The sequence below is a fragment of the Methylovorus sp. MM2 genome, assembly GCF_001648895.1.
GTDB lineage: Bacteria > Pseudomonadota > Gammaproteobacteria > Burkholderiales > Methylophilaceae > MM1.
Genome location: NZ_LXUF01000001.1, coordinates 924,359 through 949,219, shown reverse-complemented (window position 1 = coordinate 949,219; position 24,861 = coordinate 924,359). Strand labels below are relative to the sequence as shown.

At 42.5% G+C, this 24,861-nt stretch carries 36 protein-coding genes and 1 tRNA gene; 20 read left to right on the top strand and 17 right to left on the bottom strand.

Annotated features, from left to right (window positions below; all coding sequences use genetic code 11):
* The first annotated feature begins 2 nt into the window (after positions 1-2).
* The 6 genes from A7981_RS04500 to A7981_RS04475 all read left to right on the top strand — a co-directional run bounded on the left by A7981_RS04500 (position 3) and on the right by A7981_RS04475 (position 3,269).
* Positions 3-287, top strand: coding sequence for an integration host factor subunit beta (locus tag A7981_RS04500; RefSeq protein WP_067264567.1), 285 nt, complete (start codon positions 3-5; stop codon positions 285-287).
* Positions 288-416: 129 nt separating this feature from the next.
* Entirely contained in the window at positions 417-674 is a 258-nt protein-coding gene (locus A7981_RS04495; RefSeq protein WP_067264564.1) for a lipopolysaccharide assembly protein LapA domain-containing protein, read from the top strand.
* 93 nt (positions 675-767) lie between these two features.
* Complete coding sequence (gene lapB, locus A7981_RS04490; protein ID WP_174545135.1) at positions 768-1,931, top strand: lipopolysaccharide assembly protein LapB; 1,164 nt, start codon at positions 768-770, stop codon at positions 1,929-1,931.
* The gene (gene pyrF / locus A7981_RS04485) at positions 1,928-2,629 is read left to right on the top strand and encodes an orotidine-5'-phosphate decarboxylase (protein WP_067264559.1); all 702 of its coding nucleotides are present in this window, start codon (positions 1,928-1,930) and stop codon (positions 2,627-2,629) included. Before lapB ends, pyrF begins: the two co-directional genes overlap by 4 nt.
* A 46-nt stretch (positions 2,630-2,675) precedes the next feature.
* The gene (locus A7981_RS04480) at positions 2,676-2,957 is read left to right on the top strand and encodes a helix-hairpin-helix domain-containing protein (RefSeq protein ID WP_067264557.1); all 282 of its coding nucleotides are present in this window, start codon (positions 2,676-2,678) and stop codon (positions 2,955-2,957) included.
* 54 nt (positions 2,958-3,011) lie between these two features.
* Positions 3,012-3,269, top strand: coding sequence for a hypothetical protein (locus tag A7981_RS04475; protein ID WP_067264555.1), 258 nt, complete (start codon positions 3,012-3,014; stop codon positions 3,267-3,269).
* 30 nt (positions 3,270-3,299) lie between these two features.
* On the opposite strand, the gene A7981_RS04470 is transcribed toward A7981_RS04475, so the two are convergent.
* Positions 3,300-4,229, bottom strand: coding sequence for a DedA family protein/thiosulfate sulfurtransferase GlpE (locus tag A7981_RS04470; RefSeq protein ID WP_067264552.1), 930 nt, complete (start codon positions 4,227-4,229; stop codon positions 3,300-3,302).
* A gap of 39 nt (positions 4,230-4,268) precedes the next feature.
* Here A7981_RS04470 and A7981_RS12345 point away from each other — a divergent pair, with 39 nt between their 5' ends.
* The gene (locus A7981_RS12345) at positions 4,269-4,403 is read left to right on the top strand and encodes a hypothetical protein (protein ID WP_256365542.1); all 135 of its coding nucleotides are present in this window, start codon (positions 4,269-4,271) and stop codon (positions 4,401-4,403) included.
* A 251-nt stretch (positions 4,404-4,654) separates the two neighbouring features.
* On the top strand, positions 4,655-5,395 hold the full coding sequence (locus A7981_RS04465; RefSeq protein WP_165595536.1) for a DUF4124 domain-containing protein: 741 nt from the start codon (positions 4,655-4,657) through the stop codon (positions 5,393-5,395).
* Between the two features lie 98 nt (positions 5,396-5,493).
* Here the strand turns inward: A7981_RS04465 and A7981_RS04460 are convergent, their stop codons facing one another.
* The 10 genes from A7981_RS04460 to A7981_RS04420 all read right to left on the bottom strand — a co-directional run bounded on the left by A7981_RS04460 (position 5,494) and on the right by A7981_RS04420 (position 11,549).
* Entirely contained in the window at positions 5,494-5,784 is a 291-nt protein-coding gene (locus tag A7981_RS04460) for a hypothetical protein (protein ID WP_067264546.1), read from the bottom strand.
* A 393-nt stretch (positions 5,785-6,177) separates the two neighbouring features.
* A complete protein-coding gene (locus A7981_RS04450; RefSeq protein ID WP_067264543.1) occupies positions 6,178-7,374 on the bottom strand; it encodes a zonular occludens toxin domain-containing protein in 1,197 nt (398 codons plus the stop codon).
* Positions 7,367-7,585, bottom strand: coding sequence for a hypothetical protein (locus tag A7981_RS04445; RefSeq protein WP_067264539.1), 219 nt, complete (start codon positions 7,583-7,585; stop codon positions 7,367-7,369). The genes A7981_RS04450 and A7981_RS04445 overlap by 8 nt, the downstream gene beginning before the upstream one ends.
* Positions 7,586-7,587: 2 nt before the next feature.
* The gene (locus A7981_RS04440) at positions 7,588-7,932 is read right to left on the bottom strand and encodes a DUF2523 family protein (protein ID WP_082889208.1); all 345 of its coding nucleotides are present in this window, start codon (positions 7,930-7,932) and stop codon (positions 7,588-7,590) included.
* Between the two features lies 1 nt (position 7,933).
* Entirely contained in the window at positions 7,934-9,280 is a 1,347-nt protein-coding gene (locus tag A7981_RS04435; RefSeq protein WP_131800933.1) for a hypothetical protein, read from the bottom strand.
* 207 nt (positions 9,281-9,487) lie between these two features.
* The gene (locus A7981_RS12340) at positions 9,488-9,622 is read right to left on the bottom strand and encodes a hypothetical protein (protein WP_256365541.1); all 135 of its coding nucleotides are present in this window, start codon (positions 9,620-9,622) and stop codon (positions 9,488-9,490) included.
* A gap of 57 nt (positions 9,623-9,679) precedes the next feature.
* The gene (locus A7981_RS12055; protein ID WP_165595535.1) at positions 9,680-9,823 is read right to left on the bottom strand and encodes a hypothetical protein; all 144 of its coding nucleotides are present in this window, start codon (positions 9,821-9,823) and stop codon (positions 9,680-9,682) included.
* Between the two features lie 9 nt (positions 9,824-9,832).
* Positions 9,833-10,021 (bottom strand): hypothetical protein, encoded by a 189-nt coding sequence (locus tag A7981_RS04430; RefSeq protein ID WP_067264533.1) that lies wholly within the window; start codon positions 10,019-10,021, stop codon positions 9,833-9,835.
* A gap of 2 nt (positions 10,022-10,023) precedes the next feature.
* Positions 10,024-10,314, bottom strand: a complete 291-nt coding sequence (locus tag A7981_RS04425; RefSeq protein ID WP_067264530.1) for a hypothetical protein — start codon at positions 10,312-10,314, stop codon at positions 10,024-10,026.
* Positions 10,315-10,316: 2 nt separating this feature from the next.
* Positions 10,317-11,549 carry a replication initiation factor domain-containing protein gene (locus A7981_RS04420; RefSeq protein ID WP_082889207.1) on the bottom strand — a complete coding sequence of 411 codons (1,233 nt, stop codon included), beginning with the start codon at positions 11,547-11,549 and terminating at the stop codon, positions 10,317-10,319.
* A 42-nt stretch (positions 11,550-11,591) separates the two neighbouring features.
* On the opposite strand from A7981_RS04420, the gene A7981_RS04415 reads away from it, so the two are divergent.
* Positions 11,592-11,783, top strand: coding sequence for a hypothetical protein (locus A7981_RS04415; RefSeq protein ID WP_067264527.1), 192 nt, complete (start codon positions 11,592-11,594; stop codon positions 11,781-11,783).
* 1 nt (position 11,784) lies between these two features.
* On the opposite strand, the gene A7981_RS04410 is transcribed toward A7981_RS04415, so the two are convergent.
* From A7981_RS04410 to A7981_RS04405, 3 genes are read right to left on the bottom strand one after another with little or no spacing between them, the layout of a single operon-like run.
* Entirely contained in the window at positions 11,785-11,967 is a 183-nt protein-coding gene (locus A7981_RS04410) for a hypothetical protein (RefSeq protein ID WP_067264524.1), read from the bottom strand.
* Positions 11,968-11,969: 2 nt separating this feature from the next.
* Positions 11,970-12,185, bottom strand: coding sequence for a hypothetical protein (locus A7981_RS11985; RefSeq protein WP_131800932.1), 216 nt, complete (start codon positions 12,183-12,185; stop codon positions 11,970-11,972).
* Positions 12,182-12,388, bottom strand: a complete 207-nt coding sequence (locus tag A7981_RS04405) for a DNA-binding protein (RefSeq protein WP_067264523.1) — start codon at positions 12,386-12,388, stop codon at positions 12,182-12,184. Before A7981_RS04405 ends, A7981_RS11985 begins: the two co-directional genes overlap by 4 nt.
* A 58-nt stretch (positions 12,389-12,446) precedes the next feature.
* On the opposite strand from A7981_RS04405, the gene A7981_RS04400 reads away from it, so the two are divergent.
* The 11 genes from A7981_RS04400 (at position 12,447) to A7981_RS04345 (ending at position 22,448) form a co-directional block, all read left to right on the top strand.
* Positions 12,447-12,716, top strand: a complete 270-nt coding sequence (locus A7981_RS04400; protein ID WP_254258498.1) for a helix-turn-helix transcriptional regulator — start codon at positions 12,447-12,449, stop codon at positions 12,714-12,716.
* A gap of 56 nt (positions 12,717-12,772) precedes the next feature.
* Positions 12,773-13,660 carry a ParA family protein gene (locus tag A7981_RS04395; protein WP_067264521.1) on the top strand — a complete coding sequence of 296 codons (888 nt, stop codon included), beginning with the start codon at positions 12,773-12,775 and terminating at the stop codon, positions 13,658-13,660.
* A gap of 2 nt (positions 13,661-13,662) precedes the next feature.
* The gene (locus A7981_RS04390) at positions 13,663-14,166 is read left to right on the top strand and encodes a hypothetical protein (RefSeq protein ID WP_067264520.1); all 504 of its coding nucleotides are present in this window, start codon (positions 13,663-13,665) and stop codon (positions 14,164-14,166) included.
* Positions 14,167-14,170: 4 nt separating this feature from the next.
* Complete coding sequence (locus tag A7981_RS04385) at positions 14,171-14,881, top strand: hypothetical protein (RefSeq protein WP_067264519.1); 711 nt, start codon at positions 14,171-14,173, stop codon at positions 14,879-14,881.
* A 99-nt stretch (positions 14,882-14,980) separates the two neighbouring features.
* Positions 14,981-15,916 (top strand): site-specific DNA-methyltransferase, encoded by a 936-nt coding sequence (locus A7981_RS04380; RefSeq protein WP_067264518.1) that lies wholly within the window; start codon positions 14,981-14,983, stop codon positions 15,914-15,916.
* Between the two features lie 5 nt (positions 15,917-15,921).
* On the top strand, positions 15,922-16,380 hold the full coding sequence (locus A7981_RS04375; protein WP_067264515.1) for a BglII/BstYI family type II restriction endonuclease: 459 nt from the start codon (positions 15,922-15,924) through the stop codon (positions 16,378-16,380).
* Positions 16,381-16,385: 5 nt separating this feature from the next.
* Entirely contained in the window at positions 16,386-17,642 is a 1,257-nt protein-coding gene (locus tag A7981_RS04370) for a hypothetical protein (protein WP_067264513.1), read from the top strand.
* Positions 17,639-19,411, top strand: a complete 1,773-nt coding sequence (locus tag A7981_RS04365; RefSeq protein ID WP_067264512.1) for a DEAD/DEAH box helicase — start codon at positions 17,639-17,641, stop codon at positions 19,409-19,411. Before A7981_RS04370 ends, A7981_RS04365 begins: the two co-directional genes overlap by 4 nt.
* Positions 19,412-20,245, top strand: coding sequence for a protein NO VEIN domain-containing protein (locus tag A7981_RS04360; RefSeq protein ID WP_067264510.1), 834 nt, complete (start codon positions 19,412-19,414; stop codon positions 20,243-20,245).
* A 157-nt stretch (positions 20,246-20,402) separates the two neighbouring features.
* Positions 20,403-21,308 carry a hypothetical protein gene (locus tag A7981_RS04350; protein WP_131800931.1) on the top strand — a complete coding sequence of 302 codons (906 nt, stop codon included), beginning with the start codon at positions 20,403-20,405 and terminating at the stop codon, positions 21,306-21,308.
* A gap of 156 nt (positions 21,309-21,464) precedes the next feature.
* Positions 21,465-22,448 (top strand): tyrosine-type recombinase/integrase, encoded by a 984-nt coding sequence (locus A7981_RS04345; protein WP_067264497.1) that lies wholly within the window; start codon positions 21,465-21,467, stop codon positions 22,446-22,448.
* A gap of 9 nt (positions 22,449-22,457) precedes the next feature.
* On the opposite strand, the gene A7981_RS04340 is transcribed toward A7981_RS04345, so the two are convergent.
* The 3 genes from A7981_RS04340 to A7981_RS04330 form a co-directional block, all read right to left on the bottom strand.
* On the bottom strand, positions 22,458-23,636 hold the full coding sequence (locus tag A7981_RS04340; RefSeq protein WP_067264494.1) for a hypothetical protein: 1,179 nt from the start codon (positions 23,634-23,636) through the stop codon (positions 22,458-22,460).
* Positions 23,637-23,866: 230 nt separating this feature from the next.
* Positions 23,867-23,953: transfer RNA gene (locus A7981_RS04335), tRNA-Leu, on the bottom strand.
* A 101-nt stretch (positions 23,954-24,054) separates the two neighbouring features.
* Positions 24,055-24,696 carry a phosphatase PAP2 family protein gene (locus A7981_RS04330; protein WP_067264492.1) on the bottom strand — a complete coding sequence of 214 codons (642 nt, stop codon included), beginning with the start codon at positions 24,694-24,696 and terminating at the stop codon, positions 24,055-24,057.
* Between the last annotated feature and the right edge of the window lie 165 nt (positions 24,697-24,861).

Genomic DNA, 24,861 nt, shown 5'->3' with positions numbered 1-24,861 from the left:
CCATGACAAAATCCGAGCTAATAGCTAATCTAGCCGCGCGTTTTCCGCAGCTTGTCGTCAAGGATGCTGAGCTTTCAGTAAAAGCTATCCTTGACTCAATGTCGGACAACCTCTCGACTGGTGAGCGTATCGAGATCCGCGGGTTTGGTAGTTTCAGTTTAAACTACCGCCCACCGCGTCTTGGTCGCAACCCAAAGACCGGCTCTAAAGTACAGGTACCTGAGAAATATGTACCGCACTTTAAAGCAGGTAAAGAGTTAAGAGAGCGCGTTGATTTAGTTGTTTAAGTAATCGTTGCTTTAGAAGAACGGCAATATTCTACAAAAATGGGATATTGCCGTTTTTTCATGTACATCTTCTTTATATATTTTCCAGATTCATTAGCACTTTTCGGCGCACCTTAGTAAAATTAAGGCATGCGATATTTATACCTTGCGCTTGGCGTCTTGTTATTCATCCTGCTACTTGGTTTTGCCTTTAAGAATGCAGAGCCTGTAGAGGTTCGTTACTATCTGGGGTTTATCTGGCAAGCACCTTTGTGGCTGATGCTTTTTATCTCGTTTTTGATCGGCACATTGGTCGGGCTAATGGCTTTTATCGGCGCATTAATCAAACAACGCCAGCAATTATTAGCGATCAAGCGTGAACTCAAGTCACTGGGTGCTAAGACATAACTCGGCCCTAGAAAATAAAAACTGAATAATGATATCGCACCCTCCTGAAATGCACTTACGTGAAATTCACTTAGAGAAGACCCAGAAACCATGATGGAATTCGAATACTGGTGGCTACTCGCCCTACCCTTGTTCTTTACGCTAGGCTGGCTGGCGGCACGTGTGGACATTAACCAACTGCTTTCAGAATCCACCACCTTGCCAGCAGCTTATTTCAAAGGCCTGAACTTCCTTATCTCAGACCAGCATGACAAGGCGATTGAAGCATTTACTGAGGCAGTCGAAGCGAATGCTGACTCACTTGAGCTGCACTTTGCACTAGGCAGTCTGTTCCGCCGCAGAGGCGAAGTAGATAGAGCCATTCACTTACATCTGAATTTGCTGGATAGAAAAGAACTACCCCATACCCAAAAACAGGCTGTGATGGCTGAACTGGCGCAGGATTACCTAAAAGCGGGTTTATTCGACCGTGCTGAAGAGTTATTCAAGTCACTGGATGATAGCCGCTACAAACAGCCTGCATTACGCGCATTGCTCGAGATATACACACGTGAACGCGAGTGGGATCGAGCGATCAAGATCGCTACCGAATTAGAACGTTTATCCGGCATCCCCTTCCGTAAGGAAATCGCGCAATATTATTGCGAAACAGCGATGAAATCCATTTTAGATAACGATCTTCATACAGCGAGATATGAGCTGGATAAAGCACTAGATGCCAACAAGAACTGTGTGCGGGCAAACATCATGTTGGGCGACATGGAGGCAGCGAACAACACGCATAAAAATGCAATTTCCATCTGGAAACGTATTGAGTTCCAAGACCCTGAATATCTCAGCTTGATTGCCGAGAAAATGTTGAATAGCTACCGCGCAATCGGGGAAACAGCCGAAGGCATGCAGCTTCTGAGAAATTATTTGCAGACCTACCAGCTACCCACATTATTGAACGTAGTCTATCAGGCAACGATGAAAGAAGAAGGCGCTGAAAGTGCCGCAAAACTTGCACGTGACGAACTGGCAAAAAGACCTAGTCTGCAAACACTTGACCAGCTTTTGGAGTCACGTGCGGCGAGCGACACAAGCGAAGCACAAGATACTTTGCTCATGCAACAAACGGTTCGCCGGGCGATAGGCAACCGCAATGTTTACTGTTGCAGCCAATGTGGTTTTCGTGCCAAAAATTACCATTGGCAATGCCCTGCATGCAACGCTTGGGAATCTCTGCCATCCGAACCTAGCGAAACCGCTGTATGACCTCTACTCCAGATCCTAAAATCGTCGTTGCGCTAGACTACGCCGAGGCTAGCGCTGCATTAAATCTAGTCGAGCAGCTAGACCCAAAGCTATGCAGGTTAAAAGTCGGTAAAGAGCTTTTCACCGCGGCGGGGCCACGTTTGGTAGAAGAGCTATCGGCAAAAGGTTTTGGTGTTTTTCTCGACCTGAAATTTCATGACATCCCCAACACCGTAGCCAAAGCTTGCGAAGCTGCCAGTCGATTGGGGGTATGGATGCTGAACGTACATGCGTCTGGCGGTGAAACCATGATGCGTGCAGCAAAAGAAGGGGTAGCCAAAAGCGGTTATGATTCCTTATTGATTGCCGTTACAGTGCTGACTAGCATGGACGAAGCCTCGCTTAAAAAAATCGGCGTACAAACCGATCTGCAAAGCCACGTACTTAACCTAGCAACCCAGACTAAAGAGGCTGGCTTGGATGGCGTCGTATGCTCAGCCCAGGAAGCACCGATACTCAGGGAAAAGCTGGGGGCAGATTTCTGTTTGGTAACACCAGGCATACGCCCTGCATCTGCAAGTAAAGATGATCAATCCCGCATCGTAACGCCCTCAGAGGCGCTAAAACTGGGGGCTAGCTATCTAGTGATTGGCAGACCCATTACCAAAGCCGATGATCCACTTGCGGCATTGCATGCCATCGTACAAGAGATCGCTTAAATCCAAAGAATTTATATCTAAGCCGAGCTAGATTAGAGAAAATATCATGCGAAAAATATTCCTCATTTTATTGCTTACATTTGCTTTCTCGCTGCCCGCACTCTCAGCCGTGAATATCAATACCGCAACGCAAGATGAACTTCAATCTGTCACCGGCATAGGTCCGAAAAAATCGCTAGCGATCATTGAATACCGCAAGCAGCATGGTGCATTCAAATCGATAAACGACTTGGATAATGTCAAAGGCTTTGGTCCTAAGATAATAGAAAAGATCAAAGACGAGATCAGCGTTAAAGGCGGCAAAGCTGATAAAGCCAAGAGCCAGTAATGCTGGATGGACTGTCTTTCTAATTAGAATCTAACGCGATAGGTATCTGGAATCATGAAACCAGAAATACTGCTTGAACTGCTGGAAGAAATCGAAAAAGAAGACCCGATTGATTTTTCCGGCCTGCCATTTGATGAAACCGATCTAAGGCAATTGGCATGCTTGAATGTGGTTGAATTACTCAATAGTCTTGATTCAGATGCACAATCTCGAGAAAACATCATGGCTGCCACTGTGACAAGGCTGGTGCTTGAAAATATGGTATTGCACGCAAGAGTCTCCATTCTGCTACAGGATCAAGAGATAAGCTGAATAGCGTAATGTAAATAGTCAGGCTAAAACTTACTCTTTTTCAATCCCATGCCCGGCAGCAATCCAAGCATTAATGCCGCCAGTTAATGGCCGCACTCGCGTGTAACCCTTGCCCATCAGATATTTTGCCACCTTTGCCGCAGAGGCCTCATTTGGGCATTCACAATAGACAATAATCTCACCATCCAACGGTGCATCCAGCATTAACGAGTTCACGTCATTGTTGGATATGACTACAGCACCGGGAATTCGACCTGCTTGTTGTGAGGCAGGCAACCGTACATCCACAATGAACGGCGCATTCCCTTCTTCTAGCATCAAACGTAATTCCTCTACGGAGATACGCGCCATATGTAATGACTTCAAGAAACGTTTGCGTTGCCACCATTTTGATGCGATATACGCCACAAATGCAGCTAGAATCAAAAAGCTACCCCATTTTCCCAGCGTCAAGAGCACATTCAATAGATCATCCACTGTGGTACTAAATAATGTACCCAGATATATCGCCAACCCAGCCCATAACGCGGCACCAATCGCATCGAAGAATATAAATGCAGATTGACGTGTACCTATCGTGCCCGCCATGCCGCTTGCAATCGAAGCAAACCCTGGAATAAATTTTGCGACCATCAAAGAAGGTGCGCCCCATCGCGTATAGATGGAGGATGTTTGCCTCACACATGAGTCTGGTGATAGAGAGATTTTACAGAGCATGGCCATCACACGCTTACCGTAGCGCCTACCTGCCCGATACCATGAAATGTCCGCAATCAGCGATGCAACGACAGCAGTCAGCAATAATAAAGTGGCGGATGCATAATCACCTTGGCTTAATAATGCCCCTGAAATAATCAGCGTTGGGTAAGCTGGTAAAGGTAAACCCACCTGTTCAAGCAAAACATTGATGAACACCAGCGCAAGACCATATTGCTCGATTAAATGTAGCAGATGACTCATTACTATTGATCCAGACTTTTTTTGTTCAGCCAGTTTAAGGTGTTAAAACCCTACGATGGCCTAGTACTTGATGCAGGGTTGGGGAAAGAGAAAGTAGGCGAAGAAGCACAACCGGATAATACAATACTCGCGCATACGAGCCAACATAGTAGCTTAGTTGATATCATGGCTTAACTTTAACTCAAGATCGATGCCGATACTATCTCGTCTAACAATCTCAAAAATCATCTGTTTATCATCTCATTCAATTATTCTCATTTAGCTATCACGTTAAAGATGGTCGCCCAAGCAATATTGCTCACTTTACCTCTTATGCATAGCGACGACTGCAAGGGGTTCAATAATCATAATTGACTTGTATCAACCTGAGTGCACATAATCAACGAACAAAAAGTAATATATGATGGGCTATGAAAGTTACACGCATGGAACATAATTTAAACAAGATTTTTGAAGGTAAGAAGTTCAATAAGAACTCCAGCGGGTGGACTGTCATTATTATCGCCAGCGTAATCAGCCTGATATTAGTATTTTCATTTCTCCAATGGGGACACTCTGCTCAATCTAAAAAAGCAATTAAGCCTTCAACCCATATTACATCTCATATTGTTACGCCACCGCTTACAGAACATACTGAGCCGCCTATCACGCAGGCAATAACCCCTGAAAGCACTCCGGTTGACGAGGTAGTCCCTGAAGTTCACGCCGACCCAATCGCCCCAAAACCACCCAGCATATACAAATGTAAAAGCGCGGGTAACACGGTGTACAGCGAGGCCCCATGCCCATCAGGAAGTGATAATGAAGATATCAAGATCGTTGATAGCGCCAGCGACGCTAGCCGATTTAGAAATTACATCAATCAACCCCGTCAGGCACAAAAAAGCGAAGTCACTTCCGCCACTGCGCCAGAACTTATGTCGCAACACGCAATCAACGAAAGAACAAATGAGCTTGAATCTGCCATTAGGTCAATCTCGTCATCTGATGAGAATATTGCAGCATCAAATGAAGAGTTGGCCTATATGCGAAAAGCCCCTAAACGCTTAAGTAATGAAGACGAAATAAAGCGCAGAAGTTATCGAATTGCGCTAGACCGTCTTGATGATGATGCCCGCTATAAAGCATGGACGGCATTAAAAAATGAGATATATAGCAAATACTAAAGATGACCAATATTTGGAATAATTCAGCAAGGTGAATTTAAGATTGACGACCAGCTAACTTGATATATCTGGTCTTATTTTAGTACGCGATATTTGCGTCAGACCTCCATGTAAATCCTACTGAATCGCTCATCCCCCTTTTTATAGTCGGGAGCATTCTGTGCAAAAATCTCCCCTGTTGCAACAACGTGGGTGATTTTTGCCAGCTCCATCAAGTTCCACTGATGCCCTGCCCCTATGTGATCCCCTTTAATTTGGTAGCATAGCAAAACCTCTCTCCCAGCAAGGGATACGCCAACTGCATGAGGTTGTACACCACGGCTTATTCCCGAGTAACTCAACTTCAAAACTTCGCGGTCTTTAATAGCATTGATAAGGGTTTGCAACATAATCAATCCTTCATGATTAACTTATTTATGAAGTTCACTATAAGCCTATTCACCTAATACGCAATGCCTTAATTAAGTAAGCTTTTTTATCCCAATACTCTCCGCTTAATATAAATGGGATGCAATAGGCTGTGGGTAAGATGACGGAGCGCACAAAATAAAAACGACTCAAAACTGCGAGTCGCTTAATCTCTGTAAGTCTTTGAATTATTTGGTGCCCGGGGCCGGAATCGAACCGGCACGCCCTTGCGAGCGAGAGATTTTAAGTCTCCCGTGTTGCATCTCTACACATCACTATATAAATATAAATCAATAACTTATATAAGATATTAACTCTTTGTGATTCGTTATATATCTTTTTGGTTGACACTTCGTCGACAGAAAAAATACGTCTCATGAACTCTTTCCAACACCGCCAATCGTGACCTGCTGAGTAGGTGCATCACAAGCTATCGTTCTAGTGATATTCATATAAGTCAGTGTAGCGACACAATCATTCAAAGGTAGGAACGTATATCCGGCCCGTTGTATATCTTCAAGTGTTAGATAGAACGATAACTGGCCATTCTGGCTAACAGCAAATCTCCAAACGTCTCTTGCATGCCCGTTCATATACCCAGTGATATGTCCGACGATGTGAATGCCGCGTCCACTTAATGGCTCAGTCACTTTCTCTGACTTAGTGGCAACGACCTTAATAGGCTCCACTTGAGCTATCTCATCATGACGTATCTCTTTAAGGGGATTGGTCAGGACTTTTGGTGGGATATGTTGGATATTTGGCTTGCTGACCTCAGCATGTTTAGCTTTTGGTTTTAGCGGGTTTCCGAAATCCATGGTAGATATCATGAATAGAGTTAAAAGCAGGCATAGTCCTGTTCCCAGTACAGGCCATCTCTTCCAGAATGGAATGATGTCATTTGCTGCAAGCTCAGAACCGCCACCTCTAGTATGGCTCTTATATAAAGGGAAGTATTCAGCTTTATATTTACGAATGCCGGTATTAGTCACCTCGCCGCGGATACCGTCCTGGACCTTACGGATATAGCTGTTCTGGCTACCCATGGCAGTATTTTTACGAACCCTGTAGCAGATCTGCACAAGGTCACGGATGGACTGATTTATCTTGCCATAGGACTGTGTCATCAAAAGCACATCGGCGGACTCATGACGATGAAGCGAATACCAATGTTCGACTGCTATTGGCGTGCCGTTTCTGGGCAAAGGTATATGGCACTCGTCAATGATATAAAGAGGACCTGCTCCTGTTTCGGGATGACGCCATGGGTCACCATAGTCTTCAGCATGTGCAAATGCTGCACTGACGAAGTGTTTTTGTCTAAGGGGGACACCTAGGGTTTTATATAGCCATTGAGCCTTCTTGATGTCTGGTCTTGCCCGTACTGCTTTAGTCTCTGACCTGAGTTCTATTAACGGTTCAGCATCCGGATAAAGCTTAAGAACCTCCGGGACCACGAGAGGGAGATTCGTAATAACCTTACGACCTTGTTCGAGCGCCGGTAATAGATGGAACGCGACCGCTTCATAAGATTTTCCTCCTCCTGGCGGACCAATCAGCAGGTTAATCATCTAGGTCTATATCATCCAGATTGAAGTACTCTTCGGGCGTCTCACCATATTCTTTCATGAGATATTCTGCTATCTCATCGTCATTATGGTTCTCAATGAATTCCTGCTCTCTTTCATACAAGCGTTCCATCTGAGCATTCTCATCACCGAAGACCGAGTCATACATGTCCTCGAAGAAATCCTCTATATCTCCCAACAGATCATCCAACATGTCTAGCTCCCTAATCTAACAAACGGTATCAACTGCAATAAAAAGCGGATTATCAAAGCCGTTGCGATCAGGCCAAGGCAGTAACCCACACCACAAAGACCCAAGATATTCACGACATCAGCAGGGACCAGATTCATGTAGCTGGTTGCCTCATTGATGGCTGTGAAATCGAATGAATTGAGCATAGTGATGACGATTTGGAATAGCTGGTCAAATACCCAACAAACCGCATCCTTAATCATCAAAAGTACGCTTGTTAAAAGCTTTACAAGCAGACTTAAAAGCCATGCCGGAAAGCCTATGATAAAGTTATAAATGCCCTTAATTGCGCTCCAAATGGCTTGCACGTTAACCCCCGAAGATAATCGTTCGGCAAAGGAACAATGTGGTGACTACGAATACGATCTTGATGAAGAGCCAGATATTCGATGCTGGAGAGACTTCAATACTTCCCCAACCTGCATGAAGGCCGGAGAAATCGATATTCCAACTTGGGGCTGTGCCTGAATCCCATCCTGATGGGACAAAGCCATTTATCCCACTGACAAACTGAGTGCTATTCACTTGTGCCTTAAAGTCGCCCCAGACACCTTGAAGACCATTTTGATATGTTGCTGTATAGAAAGAATCAGGCACCGATGGATAGCCAGCAGCAGCATCGCCGGAACCAGAACCATCAACAGTAAGTTTGTCCTTTATCGCAGTAGCAGTAGCCTCGGTTGCGCACCCAGTACAGCTCTGTGTATTACTTCCGGTTGTGCCATCACTGAAACTCCCTGTCGTACATATCGAAGCAGACGGATTTGACTGGCAATAGGAGTTTAACGATTGGGTCGTGCCATTAGTGGCAGTTGAGGTAGATCCATCAGGATTCGTTGTGATAGTCGTATTGGTTACAGTTACCTGATTATTATTTACAGTCGTGTTCGTAGTGGTGTTACTGGTTGTAGTACCACTACTATTAGTGGATGAACTAGTTGCATTGCTTTTATTCGTGATCGGGGGCGAATTTGGTGTTCCTGGTGAAACACATGTTGTTGTGCCAGAGGCCGTAATAAATGATTTACCTTGTTCAATACAGTCTTTTTCTGCTTGTTGGGCCGTTGAAACAGATGATGCAGTACATGAGGCACCAGTAGCACCGCCAACAGAACCATAAGTTTGAGCGAATTCACCAGCACCTACTGATGTTTTTCCACTGAAATTGTAAGTACAAGATTCTATACAAACTGATTCAGGCATCATTGCCTTTACAGTAAGGTTGGTATTCGAATAACTATTAGATGTGCCTGCGGTACATGTCGGGGCAGGATTCTCACAAGCATAGGTTGACGGGTTCCTGATCTGTGGGGCTACGCAAGCGACTGTGAATGTGCAAGTATGCGGAGTATTCGTCGTACTGGTAGGTGTTGACCCACTAGGACATGTGAATGAGCGAGTTACGGGATAGCCAGTGGCCTGCACGTTCGTGCTGGTATAGCAATACTGATTACTAGTTGACCACGTGCCTGTAAATTTAAGTGTGGCGTTCGCAGATTTACAAGCTGGGTCTGGTGTGTCAAACAATCCGTTAGATGAGTTGATGACATAATATTTGGTCGGAGCATCTACTGTATCGGCTTTAGCAATCGTTATATTTCCTCCTATCAATAAACCGATTATCAAGAACAAGATATTTCTAATCATTCGTTTCATTCGCATGCTCCAATAGACCTATGCGCGGAGCAAGGAAACCAACAGGACATGTCGCAAAGCGGCTGTTGAGCACAACCTGATAGCAGTATTAGCAGCAACATCACTCTCAAAACCGACTCCTTATCACCTGGATAAAAACGAAGCCGCTCATAGCACCGATCAAGGCAACCATCGCCCAGAACAATGCTATGAGGGCACCCGTCATACTTAAGCTTTCTTCACACCACGTTTACCAAGGTCGATAGCCTTGAACGCCATCGCGATGCCGATCAATACGACACCGGTCGTACCGACCCAAGCCGCTACTGTTGTGAAGTCCACTGCTGCGAAAATATCAGCCATTTCTACTACTCCTTTTTTAAAAAGACGGTTCCGCCGTCACGGTTAAGGCAACATGCCCTAAAGCTTTTTGATAGTGCTAATCGCTGCACCTATCGGAAATCCCATGAACCAAGAAAATACGACCGAGCCGAACCCCCATGACCAAACATACAAAATGGTCGGTGCATCTATTCCTAAAAGGGCAAAATCGGCTTCGGTCATATCTGTTCCCTACTCTTTTTCTACTTCCCAGAAAGAATGCACTTCCCAGTCGTTATCACTGATGTTGTTATCTGCCGTGTCCATCGCCTCTTGCGGGTCGTATAGCCTTCCAGCCCTTTTGAGGGATTTGGTGTAGTACAAATTTTCAGTGAGGAACTGGCCTGTACTCTTGCACTGGATGACGAAGACCCGCTGCATGATTAGGCTGCTGCCTTGACTTGATTTGCCACAGTAAAGCCGTTGAACTCGTAACCTTTTGAGGTCGCGGTGATCTCCAACTCTGCCTGCACCGGGAACTTCAAAGTTTCCAGCTTTGCAAAGTTGTCGTGGGTGCCGTATTGCATCTCCACCTGGCTATAACCGATCTCGTTCTGAGCACCGTCAGGTACAGGCATCAGTACACGGACTTTGGTGAAGTCGTATCGCTGCCCCTCTACCGTGTCGTTAAATTGGCGTGCGCCGAGGATTGTTGCGTTTGTCTTGAATTTCATGATCAATACCTTTCAAAAGTTTCATCGATATATCCCGCCGGAATGACGGTCTTGGCTAAGTTGTGGAGGAACTCACCCGCAGTCAGGTAGCTAGGTACCGTAATGCCTTTGGGTATCTTTCCTTCACGCATGACCAAACCGAGGACTTTGTCAGCACTTTCCTCAATCTGGAACATTAGGTTTAGCGCAGATCCACACTGGTGTTTTAACCAAGTCTTGGTGCGCTCATAGGAGACCTCAACGGTCTTTTGGGTAGTAAATATGCGTTCAGCTTTTTCGCTGAAATTGATTAATATCGGATAAGCCGCAGAGAAGTAGTCTTGCGGTCTGAGGAGAATGTCAAAAGGTAGGAAACGGTCAACGCTCTTGAATTCAACTTCAAGGCGGACCCAAGGGGATGTTGGTGAACCAAGCTGGCAGCCTTTTTCATAGCCGCGGAAAAACCTTCCATTCGTACGGCGGCCAACATAGATTGTTCGCCCCTTACCATTAGGATTCTTCCAGTTGCCGCGCAGCTCATTATCAGGATTGCGCCCACCGTTGTTGAATGCTCCGTCCTCATAGGACTTCTCCAAAGATTCCATGGTGAATGTCTTGCCTTCGATATCATCGTGGGCAAGATCGATACGAGTGATTCGTGGTGTCGTGGCTACTTGAAGGAACTCGTAGAATCTACGTTCCCACCCGTGCTGAGCAGCAGTACAACCCTCACCATTCAACATGATCAGGACGGTGTTACGTTGACCGCCGTAGCAAACCAGACCGTACTTATCACCAAGCACAAAGGAGGTTCTGTAGAAATTAGCTCCCCTATCTCTTTTGGCAGTAATGCCAAAGCCAAATATGGATTCACATTTAGAGCTGACTTCCATGATCAACTGCTCGTCATCTATGACTGTTCTGGCACCCCACATGAAACTAGACTCATGACAGGTAACATTCAGCCAATCGATAAAGCAGACCTCATTTTCTGAGTGAACCCTTTGTAGTAACTGCTTTGCCTTTCCTCCCTCACATACGAGATTTATTTTCTTTCCCCCCGTGTTACTAGTGGGGGTGACCGCTTGCGGTGCGTCCTCGCTCCGCTGCGGGCGCTCCTCAGCTTGCACGTGTGAAGCGCCCTGCTCTTCTGTGTTCTGGGTCTGTTGTCTGATGCGACTAAAATATTCTGCGGTCAATGTGGCACGCAGGATCACATCTACGTCGGCGAATGGAAGGATCGTTTTCTTCTTCATGCTAAATGTCCTAGAATCGAATCTTTTAAAAAAGGAATGACGATGGCTGACCACTTCATAGTGAGAATCGATGATCTATATCTAGCGAGTGATGGCCAAGGTGGGGTATTGCTTGTACCAAAGGATGAAGCTGGATTCTTTGAGTCAGTCGAAGAAGCTGAAGCAACAGCCGAAGCATTCACTAAAGATGGTTGGACGGTCGAGATGGTGCCAAAGCCGCCCATGTTCATGTAAGTCACCATACGGCACACATCCCGCCTAATTGACGAAGATAGGTCTTAAGCACCATATCTCTGGTCCACTCAAAACCATCTATCTGTGACTTCAAGACAGGGCCTGCCGGCATCTTCAGGAAATCCATAAAGTGCTGACGTTGGATAACTGGACAGTGTCTGAATGGAAGGACTCTCTTCTTCATATTCATGCCTGCACATTTAACGATGGGAATGTGTCACGAAGCTTGTCTGCCATCGATTCAGGCAGAGAATCCCAATTGAGATACGAGAATCTAGAATATCCGCTATAGCCGGATATCTTTAGCCAGAGTCTTCTTGCGTCCGAGGTCAATGAATCCCATTTACGGCGTTCTGGGCTGTAATCGAGACCTAATATCTGGAGGGCTGAGCGTGGAGTCATAGTTTGAACTCCTGCTCTAGCGCTATCTTGTTCACAAGTGCGAGGTTGATGAGGCGGTATTTACCTATGTCTACAACAGGTAGATATCCACGATTTATCCATCCGGTCACGGTGTCTTCTGTGACGCCTACCAAGTCAGCGAATTTTTTTCGTGACATGACAGGTACAGATGGCAATTGACTTGCATCAACTTGGGTGTCCATAATGCGTTAGGCCTCATTAGATTTCATTACGTGTCATTTGATACGTGAATTCACGTACGTGAAATCACATTATACAAAACTGATATTGATGTCAATGGACACAGGCAAGAAAATAAAACTAGTTAGGGAAGCAACAGGACTAAAACGTGAGGAATTTAGCGTTAGGACTGGTGTTCCTATCGGCACATTGATAGGTGTTGAACAAGGGCGACATGAGCCTAAAGCTGGTGTTCTGAAATCAATCGCAGAGCAATGGCCTGAATACGCAGCCTATCTACTTACAGATAAGATTGAAGTGGTTCAGAAGAAACCGGAGACAACTGGCTAGAAGTAAGAGTTAAATATTCCTAGAAAACCATCGAGAACTGCAATAAGGGGGAAGTAATGGGGAAGGTAATAACAGTAATGAATATGAAAGGTGGGGTCGGAAAAACCACCGTAACCATGAATATTGGCGGGGCAATAGCAACATACAATTTATTAAATGGCCCCCTTCAGGATCCTAAAAAAGGAACCAATGTTCTATTAATTGATTACGACCCTCAATTTAACCTCACACAGGCCTATATAAAGCCTGCAGTTTATTTTGATTTAGAGAAAAAAAGGAAAACCACCCTTTCTATTCTGCAAGATAATGAAGTAGATTTAGACCCATTCCAATTACAGGTACCTGGTAATCACACTCCTCCAAAATTAAGTGACATTGTTTTTACTTTTCGTAAATTTCATAACGGGAGTGTGTTAGATATCATTCCCTCTACACTAGATTTAATGTACGTTGCTTTAGGGCAAGCAAATGTAAATACAAAGCCCATTGAAGAGCGATTTGAAAAGTTTATTGAAGAGTGTAAAAAAACATACGATGTAATTTTTATAGATTGCCATCCAGCAGGCTCGTTATTTACAAAAACTGCACTCAGAAATTCTGATCATGTTTTGATCCCTGTAATACCGCAAAAATATGCGGTACGTGGCATTGGTTTAATGATGCAATTTATTAAGTCAAAAACACTCATTAAAAATGCACCTACCGCCCATATTTTATTTAACCATACCGCAAGATCTGGAAAATCTGATCAAGAACTAGAAATACGAGAGCATAAAGAATATGGTGATTTATGTTTAGGGGAAACACTTAAAAAATTTAAAGCATTCAGTGAGCCAGAGGAAGGAAAAAACTTTGTTTGGACAAGCTCTAAAGCATATAGCACTGAAGCTTTAGGAAACTTATTAAAAGTTTCGCGAGAATTATTAGGAAGAATAAAGGATTAAATATGTTGCCAAAATCATACCAAAAGATCAGCAGAGTTATTACTGCAGCAATTCTAAATTCTGATTTGTCCGAAACAGAAATCCTTAATTTAAGTAAAGCTCTGATTTCACCGAATTCCGATATAAACTTTGCTCTATCAGAAATGTTAAGGAAAATTATCCCAATTCTGAGACACTCAGGTGAAGAAAATTTTAAGGAAAAAAATCCGGTCTCTTTGCAATCAAAAGTTAGTAAAAAGCCACGATTCTCTGAGACTGATTTTCTTGAAATATATAACCAAGTCAGAAAAAAACGTATTTCAGAGGCAAATTTATTAGTTTTATTGGGACGTGCAAGCCCATCTCTAAAATCTATGATTGCTAAGAATTACAGTGGTAAAGGTGTTAAGAAAATGCTTGAGGGATACTTAACTTATTCGGACAAGGTATATATAACTAATCTAAAGAAATTACTAGGTATAGAGAAAACAGATGCATTCTTAGCTGGCATTTCTAAGATTAGATAGGCTTATGAGCGCTGCTATTAAACTTACAGAAGCAATTAATAAAATTGATTGGAATAATAACTGCCAATTATTTTTAAAAAATGATGACACTATTAATGAAATTGCAAACACAAATTTAAGAATGGCAGTTTGGTCTAAGCAATTAGAAAACGTCGAACATACTAATCCAGCTATTTGCTTTGTAAGGGAAATGCAGGCTGCAGGCCATAGTGTTGCAGCTTTGCTTGCGTTAGGGCTGTATAAAGCGGCTGCAAGCTCAATGCGATCAATATTAGAATCTGCATTGTATTACACTTATTTTAGAACCCATTTAAGCGAACTAACTACCTTAGCAAATAATAAGGATTATTACATTAGCAAAAATGAGGTTCTTGAATATCATAAAACACATACGAAAAACTATGCATCTCTGCAGCATAAACTTGGGCTACATCAAGCTATAAACGATTGGTATAGTGATGTTTCAGCAATAATTCATGGCCAAGTACCCGGACTATGGCCTTTTGGTCAGACCTTTTCAGATTTTGGTTATCACGAAACAGGTTTAAAAATTGCAACAACAACCTTTAGACTTGGCGAAGAAATTACCCATGAATTGTTTCTCACAACCGTAGGACAAGAACTATGGGATTTATTTTCTAAGGATGGCAAACAAGCATTACTAAAAGGTTTGTCTGGCGAGAAAAAAGCTCTATTAAAGTTAGATGTAGCATAGATAAAATAATAATATTAATCAATAAGATATAATTTACCCCATAGATCTTTTAGATTAAAAGTGGTACCGTAAGTTATTCGCATTTTTTACAAAAATACAATGAACCCTCAAATTATCAAAACTGCCAAAGCAGTTAAAGAGATTAAAACCATTAATGGTTTTGGCTCAAGTACGATATGGCAAGGGGGCGTAGAAAAATTCCTTGGCGCGCTCACTCCAGAATCACCTCTCTTTAATTTGGTTGTTACTTCACCTCCCTACAATATTGGCAAGGTCTATGAAAAACGCCAAGCATTAGACGATTACTTAGCATGGCAGGAGGACATTATTAAAAATATTGTTCCGCATATCGTGGAAGGTGGGAGCCTGTGCTGGCAAGTTGGGAACTATGTTGATAATGGGCATATCGTTCCTTTAGATATTGAACTCCATCCCATTTTCAGAAAACTCGGTCTAAAGCTCAGAAATAGGATCGTATGGAAGTTTGGCCATGGATTGCATTCTAAGAAGAGATTTAGCGGGCGCTATGAGATGGTCATGTGGTATACAAAGGGTGATGATTACACATTTAATTTAGATAAGGTTCGTGTGCCTTCTAAATATCCAGCCAAACGTCATTACAAGGGACCAAAGGCAGGCACAGTCTCTAGTAATCCGATGGGCAAGAATCCAGAAGATATCTGGACTGAATATGGGGAAGACATCTGGCAGATTCCGAATGTTAAAGCTAATCATGTTGAAAAAACTGGGCATCCTTGCCAATTCCCAGTGGCATTAATCGATCGCTTAACATTGGCATTAACAAATGAAAACGATACGGTCTTTGATCCATTTAGTGGAGTTGGTAGCACAGGTGTTTCAGCTGCCAGGCTAAAAAGAAAATTTATAGGGTGTGAACTAGATGGCGAATATGTAAAGATTGCCGCCAAGAGAATCCAAGATGCATTTGATGGCACAGCAAAAGTAAGGCCGCATGACAAACCAATATACGATCATACGCAGTCTAAGCTCTCAATAAAACCAATAATGGAGTAAGAGAAATGCAAATCAAAGAGTATTTATTTCACCCGGATAAAGAAGGTATAGATTCAAATAAAATTGAGAACGTTCGCGACACTCTCAAAGCTTACGTATTACCCGAAAAAATTAAATCTAAAGATATTAGAGCCGAACTTCTTAAAGAGTTAGGTAGTCAAGGCTGGTCAAATGCCGTAAGAATCGATCAACGATCAAGAATTAGTATTACTTCTGTATTAAATGATATAGGCTTATGTTTACAAACAGGAAACGTGAGCAGGTATTATGCAGATCTAATTAAGTTAGAAACCGCATATAAGAATAAAGTAATTTCAGGGGCAATTTACATCATACCGACCAAAAATTGGGCCAATAAGCTTGGCGACAATATAGCCAATTTTGAGCGTTTTATAGATGAGCTAACAATCTTTAAAGAAACAATAACAATTCCGATGGTGGTGTTTGGTTTACAAGGGGAGTAATAAAAATGGAGCTGGGGTGGACTTATCCAAAAAGAAAAGAGCATTTAGATAAGCTCGCACATTCTCCTAGTGAGCGAACTCAGCTTGTCCCTGCATTCCAAGGCAAAAACCAGTATTTAAAAGTTTTTACTGTCTCTATAGAACTTCCAAAATATCGACTCGACAATGGCAGAACTTATGCTGCTCAAGCAGAGTACTTAGCTACTCATCCTTTAGTGGATAAATCCGTTTTTGAAAAAGACTGGGAATCTGAAGAGGCTCAAAAGATTCAACATGAATTATTGAAAACCATGTTGGGTAAGAATGAAAAAGAGCTGTTAGCTTATTTCAAAGCAAATGAACAAACTGAAGCTTTAATCGTTACTCATGACGGATTTGTTATAAACGGTAATCGACGCTTATGCACAATGAGGGAGTTGTACTATACCGATCAGGTTAAGTATAAGAGCTTTGAATTCATCAACATCGTCATATTGCCTCCTGCCGATGAAAAAGATATAGATGCTTTAGAAGCAGCACTACAAATTGCGCCAGATATTAAAGAGGAATATACCTGGTACGCTCGCGCGCTTAAATACCGAAAAAAAAGACAGCAGCATAACTACACAAAAGAACAGCTTGCAAAAATTGATAAGGTATCGCCAGAAGAAGTCGAAGATCTAATTGATTTATTGAACTATGCTGATGCGTACTTAGCGGATAGAGGCTGGACTGACGAATACCATCGATTAGAACAAACCAAGTATGCATTTATGGAGTTACGCAAAGCTGGATCAAAGATTAAAATCGCACCAGAAAAGCTTTGCTTTGAGAAATTAGCGTATTGCTTAATTGACGGTAGTACAGGAGGTGGCAGGCTTTACGAAGCTATCCCTTCTGCTGCTAAATACTTTGATCAATTTGTCACTCGAGTAAGAAATGATTTTGATCTAACGCCCAAGCCAATCGAAACAGATGGCGCAGCTTTAGATCTATTTGGCGCAGCTGATGAATCAAATCTCGGAGATGTATTAGAGGTTTTGTCAGATCCAAACAAATTTGAGCAAGTCAGAGATATTGTGACCGATGTTGTCACAGCAGAAAAACTTAAATTAAAAGAAATTGAGAAGGTAACGTTTGTTTTATCTCAAGTGAGAAAAGCTAATACGGCCCTACTCGACTCTACTGCCGCCTTGACTGATCATCAAGAACAGAAAGGTATAGAGGATCAGCTAGCTTCAATTGAAAAATCCATAGAAAAGATCAGGTCCTGGCTTAAATGATTTTAGTTGAGTATGTCGCTGAAACTCGGCAAGTTCGACTAATTTCTGATGAAAACGGTGCTGGATGGATTCACATCCGAAGAACTTGCCTTGATCAAACTGATGAGTTTGAGGATATTGGTCCAAGTCAATTTGCCATTCCATGGTGGAGCTTCTTAGCAGTTAGAAGCAGCATAGGCTTCTATGCTAAAGAGTATGGATTAACGCTCAATGTTGACGATCAGGCCACAAAACTACTTAAAGAAGCCTTAGCCAAATCTAAGAGCTTTAATCAAGATGGTGAAGAGATTTTCTCACTTGACGCAATCCGGCCAAAATTAACAGCACTTAAGTTTGCTCGTCCGATCACTGACAAACAGCTTAGAAATATTCACAAACTAATCAAATATAAAGCAGCAGCAACTTTCTCAGTTCCTGGCGCAGGAAAAACTACAGAAGCTTTAGCCTATTTTGCGATAATGCGTAATGAAAATACACATCTTTTGGTCATTGCCCCAAAAAATGCATTTGCAGCATGGGAGGAGCAACTCAAAGAATGCCTACCTGCCCTAAAAGATGATATCTGCAGGCTTATAGGTGGCTTTAACAACATTTCTGCCTTGCTGACCCACCCTAAAAAACTTCTACTCATTACTTACCAGCAAGTTCCTAATGTCATTGAGTTATTGGGTAGCTTTCTGAATGAACATCCTTGCATGGTTTTCTTGGACGAAAGTCATCGCATGAAGCGTGGTGCAACAGGTGTCATAGGTAAAGCAATTTTAAGCTTAGCGCATTTGCCATCAAATAAGTTAATTATGAGTGGTACACCACTACCAAATAATATTAGTGATTTAGTGCCTCAATTTAACTTCTTATACCCTGAAATTAAAGCGGAAGACTCTACTGTTAAAGATTTAATCCAGAAAGTGTTTGTTAGAACAACAAAGATAGAGTTAGGTTTACCAAAGGTAAATAGAGTTTCTATTCCTGTCAGCCTCACCCCGGCGCAACAATATTTATATACTTTATTAAAATCAGAGACGGCTTTAGAGGCTGCGAATCTAAAAACTGCAGATCGTAATGCAGTTAGAAGATTTAGTCGAAGCGTTCTAAGACTAATTCAATTGGTGTCTAACCCTATGCTATTGGCTAATACACCATTAGCCCACCAAGGCATACTTGCAGAAATACTTTCTGAAGAGGATAGCCCTAAAGTCGATTGGGTATGCAATCGGGCACGGCAATTGGCTTATGAAGGCAAAAAAACCGTTATCTGGTCCTCATTTGTAGGAAATGTTGAATTAATTGCAGCTAGACTTGCAGATCTAAAAGCTGAATATATTCATGGTGGCGTTGAAGCTGGTAGTGAAGAGGAAGAAGATACTCGCGAAGCAAAAATTAAACGTTTCCATGACGATCAGCATACTTATGTTTTAGTAGCCAACCCTGCTGCGTGTTCTGAAGGAATTAGTCTTCATACTGTTTGCCATCATGCAATCTATCTAGATCGCAACTTTAATGCTGCTCAGTACTTACAGTCTGAAGATCGAATACATCGATTTGGTTTGACTCTCGAACAAAAAACCTACATTGAAATTGTATGTGCTCCAGGAACCATTGACGAGGTTGTTGATTCTCGCTTACGAGCAAAAGTACAACGCATGGGCGAAGTGCTGGATGATCCAGATCTAAATATTGATCCCATTACACTAGATCCTGAAGCCACTGATCTTGAAAAAGAGGATATAGGAGAGATACTCAATTACCTACAAGGAAAGGCTACCTAAATGAGCTTTTCTGTAGGGGCGCTATATTCGTCGGTTAAATTTCTTCAACATCTACAGGCAAAGCCTGTGAGTCATGAAGAATTCAAAGCATCATTTCAAATGTTTGGTGTCGCTTCTGCAGACATCGTACTCCAAGTATCACAAGATTGTGGCTGGATCGCGCTTGATGGCGATGGATTAGTTTTTGTCACAGATAAGGGTCTGAACATTCTTAGCCAGGGGAATCCTATTGACCAGTTACGAACCCAGATTATCGATATGATCAGCTTTTATGAGCCACTATGGGCAAGAAAAATCCCTAGCGGGCGAGCGGAAGCAAGAAGTGCTTTACCGGCAGATGCCTCCCAATGTTTTAAAGAAGCGGGGCTCTTAGATAGTTGGACTGACGAATTAATTGAATGGTGGGACACACTAGGTCATGCAGCTAAAGCGAAAAAATCTACGGCCCTTCTAAAAATAGGACGTGATGCTGAGCGAAGATCCGTTGAACATGAAACGCAGAGGACGGGTGAACCCGCTAAATGGCAATCTCTAGAGTCTAATTTCTCTGGATTTGATGTTTTATCACAAGTGGAGCCAGGGAATAAAGAACCTTTAAAAATAGAAGTTAAAGGTTCGACTATGGGGATCAAAGAAGCTTATTTCACTCTCACAAGAAATGAATGGAACGTCGCAGAGACCTCAAAAAATTATTGCTTGCACTTGTGGTCTTTGAACGCAAATCCAGTCAATCTAATCGTAGTTGATAAAGAAAAATTAATAGACCATCTCCCAAACAATCTAGGACATGGGAAATGGGAAACGGTACGTATCCCATTTAATGCATTTAAATAATGATCATTTCAAAATGATAGTTAGAAAATCTTCCAGAATCTAAAATACCAAACCTGATATCCGTAATAGCTTGATTTATTTACGTGAAGGGTAGACAGTTAAGAAAAATAAAACATTCATATAGTCAAATTCTGTTCTATCCGGGGAAATCAAAAAAATGCATGTTTCAGCAATAGTCGATAGTAATGTCTTGCCTGTAATAAAAAAACACTCGGGAACTCTAATCAGAATCTTTCTGGTAACAATCGCTGCAATCTCATTAAGTGCTTGCTCGGTGTTCACGAAGATATCTGTTGGTGAAATGAAGTTGTCACCCAGTGAGGCATGTCCCGCTAATTTTGCTAAAAACAATTGCGCTCCTACAGGTGATAAAAGTCTGTTGATGTCAAAATACCAGCCTGCCCTTCCGATTGTGGATGGGTCTCCAAGATGGCTGGATTATGTAGGTGGCATTCTTGCTGACGATGACAAAAAAGGGACTGATCCTGCAACCTGCGGAATGTCAGCGGACTCACCATTCACATTATCTGATCTGGATATCAACTATGTGCCTTACAGTATCAGTTATCAGAATACTGTTCAGAATACCGCGAATGGCACGGCTTCAACGGATATAATAAAAGCGCTTAAAAACATAGGGGTCAGTGGAGAAGTTTTAAAACAGGCTTCAGCCAATATAAAAACCACCTTAGACAGATTCCAAACCATCACTGTGAAAACAAAGGCTGATTTCGTTGTTGTAAAACTTTCGACTTCGGCTCTCAATAAGCTTAGAGCAATCAGCGTCCCCAAGCGGCTTGAGGATTGCAGTGCGCATCTATCTTCAAATCAATATGTACGATTGATAAGAGGGATCTCAGGCTACTGGGTAAAATCCGCATCAGAAGATACGACGACCCGAAACGATCTAACAGCCGAACTTAATGCAGCATTGACCGGGGTAATTTCTTCAGAGCAACTTGTATCTTTAAATCCCAAGATTACGAGTATTTCAAATTCGCTTTTGAATACTGTGTCTGGAGAGCATTTTGTAATCATCGCAATGACTTTTTATGAGCCATGACCCTCTTTTCTGATTGATAAAGATGCCCTGACGATAACCTCTTCAGGGCTTTTTTTCGTCTAATGGAATATAAAGGCATCTATTGTCATTCGAAGTTTGATTGGGATAAGTATATGGATAACATGCCCCTTTTCAGTTATTTATTTCCCCAACAATATGAGTATCAATAAATCAGCTAAAGGATGGATCGTAGATATACAACCGGGTGGCAGGCATACCAAGCGTTACCGCAAATCTTTTGACACCAAGGGTGAAGCTTTAGCTTGGGAAGCTTGGATCAAGACACAGATCAATCAATCTCATGAATGGCAGCCCCAGAAACGAGATACGCGACGTTTATCAGACTTAGTCGATATTTGGCAGCAACATCATGGGCAACAGCTAAAGGCTAAGAACACTCTTCGCAAGTTAAAAAACCTTTGTGCGGCACTAGGTAATCCTACGGCTGATAAATTTACCGCAGAAGATTTTTCCACTTATCGGAGCAAACGTCTTGAAGCAGGCATTTCCCCTAATTTCATCAATCGCGACCATGCATACCTTAGAGCAGTATTCAATGAGCTAAAACGCTTGGGGCAATGGAAGAGAGATAACCCTTTAGCGAAGATACGTCAGTTCAAGATAGAGGAGCGAGAGCTTTCTTATCTGACGTTAGAGCAGATAAAGCTATTACTTGACTCATTATCTGGTGACGCTTTATTGATAACAAAGATATGTCTATCGACTGGTGCACGCTGGAGTGAGGCTGAACAATTGAATATCAGTCAAATTCGTGATGGCCAGATACATCTGAGTAAAACAAAGTCCGGAAAGAATAGATCCATTCCAGTCTCTGATGAGTTGATAACCGAGGTTCACGCTGTAGCAAATAAGAGTTTTACAGGGCGATTGTTCAAATCTGCTTATGGTCGATTCAGGAAGAGTATCGAGAGATCTGGATTAGTCTTACCTGAGGGTCAGATGTCACATGTCTTGCGACATACATTCGCTAGTCACTTCATGATGAATGGGGGAAATATCCTAGTCCTGCAAAGATTACTGGGGCATTCAACTTTAGCGATGACTATGCGATATGCACATCTGGCTCCTGATCAGATGCTAGAAGCGAAAAAATATAATCCCATTGCAGCGCTTATGTGATCTTTGAGCTTAAGGTGCCGGTAACCTAACAGAGTAGTTCACCTTTTGCTCAAGAATACCCCCACGATTTGCCGTACTTTGGTAAGAGTAAGTGCCGAGAACGATATCCAACTGGTCATTCAATAAGGAAACCTCCCATACAGTCGGCCATTTTCCCTCTACGAAAAACATTGTCGGGTGTAGTTTTATCTGCAATGCATCTTTCGATTTTCCAGTTAACGATAAACGGTGAACCATCAATTCAAACCTGCTTTGTCGCTTTACTGTATATATAATGCTTTTATCACAGATAACAGTCTCTAATGCTGCTGGAGCTTGCATAGGTTTAATCTCGGGTTGCTGAAACGGAATCCGAGTACCATTCTTTAAAATAAGTGTGAAGCCAACTAGGCTCCACCCTCCGTTATCACGATATTGGCCAAGCTGCTCAATCTTATCTACAGTCTCACTACAACTTGCTCCTAAATACCCTACGCCTGTCCATGTACCTTTTGCTTTACGAAAATCATCTGAAGATATCGTTTCCGGCGTGGATGATAAGGACTGTATCTCAGCATCAATAGATCGAGCATTCATCTCTGCTATGGCATTCTCGGCCTTAGAATCCTCAAATCCTTGATCATATAATGGGTGTATCTGAGCGCAAGCGTCTCTACCAGAAGCATGAAAACCACTAGACTCCAACAAAGACTGGCCCTGTTGAGTCGACCCCCATCCACTTGCACTGTCCTCTAGCTTCTGTTTATCTGATATCGTAATCCTTCTGCTCTGATAATCTTTCCAATATTTAATCGCATGCATACTACGCAGTAGATTCACTTTAAGATCTTTGGGTAAAGATGAAAACTCGATTCTCGACCAGCGTCCATTTTTATAGCCCATAGCAACCAAGCCCTCTTGCGGGTAATCGAATCTTTTGCACATTTCCCAACGCTGGATGGGAAATACCAAGATAGGCATGCCATTAATAAATCCAAGTATTTCAGGCATATAAACTACAGGCGATGTTTCTTCACTCTCCCATTTGACCTTTTTACCCTCATATACGAATCTAATCGTTTGTTCTTTTAATACCCCATCACCAGAATTTCCCCATATATCGGACCCATGAGTAGCGGTTCTATGAATCGATAATAGATGTCCATCTGCAAGTAGCACATCTTCATCCCATGAAATGGTCTTAGACATATAGGGAAGGCCTGCAGAAGCATCTAAAGCAGCACAAAGAAGTGAGATAGTTAGAAGTACATGCGAAAACGACAATCGAACCCCTATCAAAAACTAACAATCGGATATGTATAGCCGCACTTTATCATGCGGAATGCCCTCAAAAAAGTATAAGGTTCAATCCGTTGACACTTGGTTGACACTAGGAATCTTTACAACTTAGCGACTTAAGATTAAGTCTTTGATTTTATTGGTGCCCGGGGCCGGAATCGAACCGGCACGCCCTTGCGAGCGAGAGATTTTAAGTCTCTTGTGTCTACCAATTTCACCACCCGGGCAACACGATTGCAGAAAATATAGAAAGTGGCTTGGAACCAAGACACCATAATGTTCAGCGGGACGTATTTTAACACTGACTCGATTGTTTTGACCAATAGATTCAGCCTGTTTTCAAGACTCCATTATTAAATCGTCGATTGGTAAGGATTGAATGTATGGCATAGTAAACAAGGCAACCAACCCATGCGCCAGCGATGATATCGCTGAGAAAATGATAATTCGTCAAGAGCAATGCGACTGCTAACCCAAGCCATGAAAACAAGTATAGCCAGCGATATTGCGGGTAAAAATGCCAGAAAGATAGAAAGAGCGTTGTAAAAACAAGCATATGCCCCGATGGAAAACTATCGAAACCCATATGATCAAAATTAAACCAGTGGGGTGCTTGGATATTAGGGTGAGATAACCATAACCGTGTTTCTATTCTTGCGAATGCCAGTTTCAGTAAGGTCTTGGTTAAATATGCGCATGGCAATACAAGGGCCGTAACCAAGAAAAATAGTCGATGCTTGTTTTTCTTGGCTTGCAGGGTCAACCAAAGGTAGCCAGCTAAACTCAGGCTAGACACAATGACAACAAAAACAAAAAGATGGCTGGGCAGATTAGAGGTATATAGCCGGAATACGCCTTGGCTCCTGATATGAGTCTCAATCCAGCTAGCTAAGGGGTAATCGAGATATAGAACGCTAAGCAAGGTACAAACGAGCACTACCAATGACACAGAAATATAGACTAGTCGCACATAAAACCTTTATGTATAGAGATTTGAGCTGAAACAGCGCTAGAGAAAAGAGTCCGGCCGCTATTTTAATCAGAGTTATTTTATCAGTAAGCTGATGCAAGCCTATGGGTTCATAAAATGGATTAAAAATGGTGTAGCCCATAATAAGAAAACAAAAATGCTGCA

Coding starts and splice junctions, on each gene's coding strand:
- A7981_RS04500 (WP_067264567.1), top strand. CDS start 3: ATGACAAAATCCGAGCTAATAGCTAATCTAGCCGCGCGTTTTCCGCAG.
- A7981_RS04495 (WP_067264564.1), top strand. CDS start 417: ATGCGATATTTATACCTTGCGCTTGGCGTCTTGTTATTCATCCTGCTA.
- lapB (WP_174545135.1), top strand. CDS start 768: ATGGAATTCGAATACTGGTGGCTACTCGCCCTACCCTTGTTCTTTACG.
- pyrF (WP_067264559.1), top strand. CDS start 1,928: ATGACCTCTACTCCAGATCCTAAAATCGTCGTTGCGCTAGACTACGCC.
- A7981_RS04480 (WP_067264557.1), top strand. CDS start 2,676: ATGCGAAAAATATTCCTCATTTTATTGCTTACATTTGCTTTCTCGCTG.
- A7981_RS04475 (WP_067264555.1), top strand. CDS start 3,012: ATGAAACCAGAAATACTGCTTGAACTGCTGGAAGAAATCGAAAAAGAA.
- A7981_RS04470 (WP_067264552.1), bottom strand. CDS start 4,229: ATGAGTCATCTGCTACATTTAATCGAGCAATATGGTCTTGCGCTGGTG.
- A7981_RS04465 (WP_165595536.1), top strand. CDS start 4,655: ATGGAACATAATTTAAACAAGATTTTTGAAGGTAAGAAGTTCAATAAG.
- A7981_RS04460 (WP_067264546.1), bottom strand. CDS start 5,784: ATGTTGCAAACCCTTATCAATGCTATTAAAGACCGCGAAGTTTTGAAG.
- A7981_RS04450 (WP_067264543.1), bottom strand. CDS start 7,374: ATGATTAACCTGCTGATTGGTCCGCCAGGAGGAGGAAAATCTTATGAA.
- A7981_RS04445 (WP_067264539.1), bottom strand. CDS start 7,585: ATGTTGGATGATCTGTTGGGAGATATAGAGGATTTCTTCGAGGACATG.
- A7981_RS04435 (WP_131800933.1), bottom strand. CDS start 9,280: ATGAAACGAATGATTAGAAATATCTTGTTCTTGATAATCGGTTTATTG.
- A7981_RS12340 (WP_256365541.1), bottom strand. CDS start 9,622: ATGGCTGATATTTTCGCAGCAGTGGACTTCACAACAGTAGCGGCTTGG.
- A7981_RS12055 (WP_165595535.1), bottom strand. CDS start 9,823: ATGACCGAAGCCGATTTTGCCCTTTTAGGAATAGATGCACCGACCATT.
- A7981_RS04430 (WP_067264533.1), bottom strand. CDS start 10,021: ATGCAGCGGGTCTTCGTCATCCAGTGCAAGAGTACAGGCCAGTTCCTC.
- A7981_RS04425 (WP_067264530.1), bottom strand. CDS start 10,314: ATGAAATTCAAGACAAACGCAACAATCCTCGGCGCACGCCAATTTAAC.
- A7981_RS04420 (WP_082889207.1), bottom strand. CDS start 11,549: ATGAAGAAGAAAACGATCCTTCCATTCGCCGACGTAGATGTGATCCTG.
- A7981_RS04415 (WP_067264527.1), top strand. CDS start 11,592: ATGGCTGACCACTTCATAGTGAGAATCGATGATCTATATCTAGCGAGT.
- A7981_RS04410 (WP_067264524.1), bottom strand. CDS start 11,967: ATGAAGAAGAGAGTCCTTCCATTCAGACACTGTCCAGTTATCCAACGT.
- A7981_RS11985 (WP_131800932.1), bottom strand. CDS start 12,185: ATGACTCCACGCTCAGCCCTCCAGATATTAGGTCTCGATTACAGCCCA.
- A7981_RS04405 (WP_067264523.1), bottom strand. CDS start 12,388: ATGGACACCCAAGTTGATGCAAGTCAATTGCCATCTGTACCTGTCATG.
- A7981_RS04395 (WP_067264521.1), top strand. CDS start 12,773: ATGGGGAAGGTAATAACAGTAATGAATATGAAAGGTGGGGTCGGAAAA.
- A7981_RS04390 (WP_067264520.1), top strand. CDS start 13,663: ATGTTGCCAAAATCATACCAAAAGATCAGCAGAGTTATTACTGCAGCA.
- A7981_RS04385 (WP_067264519.1), top strand. CDS start 14,171: ATGAGCGCTGCTATTAAACTTACAGAAGCAATTAATAAAATTGATTGG.
- A7981_RS04380 (WP_067264518.1), top strand. CDS start 14,981: ATGAACCCTCAAATTATCAAAACTGCCAAAGCAGTTAAAGAGATTAAA.
- A7981_RS04375 (WP_067264515.1), top strand. CDS start 15,922: ATGCAAATCAAAGAGTATTTATTTCACCCGGATAAAGAAGGTATAGAT.
- A7981_RS04370 (WP_067264513.1), top strand. CDS start 16,386: ATGGAGCTGGGGTGGACTTATCCAAAAAGAAAAGAGCATTTAGATAAG.
- A7981_RS04365 (WP_067264512.1), top strand. CDS start 17,639: ATGATTTTAGTTGAGTATGTCGCTGAAACTCGGCAAGTTCGACTAATT.
- A7981_RS04360 (WP_067264510.1), top strand. CDS start 19,412: ATGAGCTTTTCTGTAGGGGCGCTATATTCGTCGGTTAAATTTCTTCAA.
- A7981_RS04350 (WP_131800931.1), top strand. CDS start 20,403: ATGCATGTTTCAGCAATAGTCGATAGTAATGTCTTGCCTGTAATAAAA.
- A7981_RS04345 (WP_067264497.1), top strand. CDS start 21,465: ATGAGTATCAATAAATCAGCTAAAGGATGGATCGTAGATATACAACCG.
- A7981_RS04340 (WP_067264494.1), bottom strand. CDS start 23,636: ATGTCTAAGACCATTTCATGGGATGAAGATGTGCTACTTGCAGATGGA.